Below are 2,439 nucleotides of genomic sequence, written 5' to 3'. Positions count from 1 at the left end.
ACAAGCCGAAGCATTATAAAGGCCAAAAGCAGATAATCTGTGTGTCGAAAGCAGTGGAAGATTATGTTAGAAGTGCCATGCCCTGGGTCGAGCGTACTTGGGTAGTATATAACGGAATTGACATGAAGGATGCGCAAGCTTCTCTTCCATTGATTCCTAAGGGCGATCACGTTTTACGAATTGGACTGCTTGCGACTTTTAAAGCTCAAAAAGGTCACGCCGACTTGCTTAAAGCTTTTGCAAAAATATGTGACAGGCTCCCCGTGGAATTAGTGCTTGGAGGTGATGGGCCGTTGCTAGCCGAGATGAAAAAGCTTGCAGGTGAGCTTGGCATCTCAGGCAAAGTGAATTTTACGGGTTTCATTCCTCCGGATAAGGTATTTCCCTTTTGGAGATCTTTGGATATAGTATGTGTGCCATCAAATTCGGAAGGTTTCCCTTTATCTTTGCTTGAAGCGATAGCTTGCGGATTGCCTGTAGTAGGGTATGCTGAGCCAGGCATTAAAGAAGCTATAGGAGATGGGGGTATACTTCTTCCCGTAGGAGATATAGGTGGCTTGTCTAAAGTTCTTGAGACGCTGGTCGAAAATGAGGGATTAAGAAAGCGTTTAGGAACCTCAAGCAGAGAAAGAAGCAAAATGTTCACTCAAGAAAATATGGTTGTTGAAGTGTTGAACATATATTATTTGATATTGTCTTCACATTAGACGTAATCTAGCATGATGACGTGCCCTTAATCGTTGGCAACACAGAGTCAAAGATGAACCTTTTTGCTTAATTTTTTATTTGATATTTATATTATATTTTATGGTTGAGTGTAAATCTTAGGTGTTTTCTGGAGGTTTGGGGAAGAAGGATGATCAGTATTGGTAAACTTGTCGCGAATTTTAAAACCGTTTGGCCTCTTCACCTCTTTTTTATTGGTATGGGGATCGCCTTTTTTGGCAAGGGATATGCTGCAATTCCCTTGTTATTGGTTTTATGTTGGTCAATAAAAAAGTTTATAAGGCAACCTGTTTTTGTGAAAGAAGTATTACGTAATGATCAGACAAAGTGGATATGTCTTTTTTTCGTCATTTTTATAGTGATGGTTTTTGTGTCAGATATCGTAACAGGTGGCAAATGGACTCATAGAGAAGGATTGATTGTGCATCTTGTGATGGGCCTATGTGTGTTTATGGGGATTTTTTTATCAAAGACATTTGACGAACAAAAGGTATTGCGTACGTTCTGGGGATGGATGAGTTTCTGGAGTTTGTTTGTTTTATTCTTCGTAGAATTGCGATTCCACGGCATTTACACTTACGAACATGGCATCATAGATGCTTCCAATGAACTGTACAGCCTGTTTGCAATTATGGGGTTGATTCATTTTGCATTTTTCGTTGAAGAGTTTGGTTTTAAAAAATACGCACCCTGGTTTTCTTTAACTTTTTCCATTTGGTCTTTTGCGGGAATTGTGCGTTTTTCTACGTCGGAATTGGTGTTTCCCCTGTATATTGTGGGTATTTTGTTTTTGTTGGTTCTGTCCAACCGTAAGCATGCCATGTTCTTGTTTTTCACATTAATGATAGGAAGCAGCGTATTAATAAGCTGTTCCCCTGAAATTATGGATTCTTTAAAATCGGTCGATTTAATATCCGAACATTTCTGGAGCAGACTATTAAATAAACGCGATGAAATTTGGACAGTTTCTCTTAGAATGATCGCCCAGCATCCCTTGTTGGGGGTTGGTTCGGGTAATTATGGGAGCGTATATAAAAGCATTATAGCAATGTCAAAAGACCTGCCGGACGATATGTTAATTTTTAGTCAATCTCATAGTGTTTGGCTTCAACAGGCTGTTGCGCATGGCATCGTAGCCTGGTGTGCATATTCGGGCCTGTTTTTTGCTATAATACGGCTAATTATTCATTCATACAGGATCTTACAGCGGCAGTTGTTGTCGACGATCGTTTTTTCCATTTGGTTTGTTTTTTTGGTGTATGGACTCGTGGAGATAGTACTGGTTTTTGAGGAGTTAATTCCTATAGTATGGGGAAGTTTGGGATTACTGATGGGAGCAATTGTGATTAAAGAAGAAAGCAGGTGAAGAAATAAAGAAATAATAGATAAGCACGAAAACAACCGTTGTGATTCCTGCTCATAACGCAGCCGCTACGATAGAAGACACATTAAAAAGAAGGGATATAACAGCGAGCTGGTAAAGTTGATCGAACGCTACTCGCTAGCACGTGCAACTCTTAAAATGTTACCTAATTTCATTTTACATGATGAGGATGAGAAGTTTTGGAAAGCTTTGCGTAACGAGAAAATAAGACAATTTTTAAAATATTCCTATTCCACATTTTTAGATAAACCTGAAATACCTTTTAAGGCATTTATGGCTTTGCATTTCCCTAAAATTTTTTACAGAAGATATGTCAAACAGCGCGAGAA

The 2,439-nt window shown here is 39.0% G+C and carries 3 protein-coding genes; all 3 read left to right on the top strand.

Features of this window, described 5'->3' with window-relative positions:
* Positions 1-707 (top strand): glycosyltransferase family 4 protein (locus Q7P41_RS09795; RefSeq protein ID WP_303883888.1); only part of this gene is annotated, 707 nt, incomplete at its 5' end.
* A gap of 149 nt (positions 708-856) precedes the next feature.
* Positions 857-2,092 carry an O-antigen ligase gene (locus tag Q7P41_RS09790; RefSeq protein ID WP_303883886.1) on the top strand — a complete coding sequence of 412 codons (1,236 nt, stop codon included), beginning with the start codon at positions 857-859 and terminating at the stop codon, positions 2,090-2,092.
* Positions 2,093-2,209: 117 nt separating this feature from the next.
* Positions 2,210-2,439, top strand: a 230-nt coding sequence (locus Q7P41_RS09785) for a hypothetical protein (RefSeq protein ID WP_303883885.1), incomplete at its 3' end; no start/stop codon positions are given.

Source organism: Acetomicrobium mobile, from assembly GCF_937920065.1.
The sequence above is the reverse complement of the archived record's forward strand: the minus strand, read 5'-3'. Positions and strand labels throughout refer to the sequence as shown.

What these genes read in the sequence shown, in the direction of transcription:
- Q7P41_RS09790 (WP_303883886.1), top strand. Translation starts at nt 857, where the DNA reads ATGATCAGTATTGGTAAACTTGTCGCGAATTTTAAAACCGTTTGGCCT.